Origin of the sequence: Algoriphagus formosus (assembly GCF_002807035.1) — a bacterium.
GTDB classification, from domain to species: domain Bacteria; phylum Bacteroidota; class Bacteroidia; order Cytophagales; family Cyclobacteriaceae; genus Algoriphagus; species Algoriphagus formosus.
In genome coordinates this window covers 1-234 of sequence record NZ_NIUC01000016.1, presented here as the reverse complement: position 1 = coordinate 234, position 234 = coordinate 1, and the positions used below count along the sequence as shown (strand labels likewise).

The 234-nt window shown below is 50.9% G+C and carries 1 rRNA gene; it reads right to left on the bottom strand.

What is annotated here, in order from left to right:
- Positions 1 to 115: ribosomal RNA gene (locus CDH51_RS19990) — 16S ribosomal RNA — on the bottom strand; the annotation flags it as partial.
- Between the last annotated feature and the right edge of the window lie 119 nt (positions 116 to 234).

The following is a 234-nucleotide window of genomic DNA, read 5'->3' as shown; positions in this document are numbered from 1 at the left end:
GTTACGCACCCGTGCGCCGCTCTCAAAATACCCGAAAGTATCTCTACCGCTCGACTTGCATGTATTAGGCCTGCCGCTAGCGTTCATCCTGAGCCAGGATCAAACTCTCCATTGTATAGTAACCTAATGTACGACCCTTGCGGGCCGCCCTGTCTTTCTTGTTTTGGCTTTTTCTTGCTGTACAACATTTCAAAGAACTTCTCCGGCCTGCTTGCAGGACGGCTTGTCCAGATC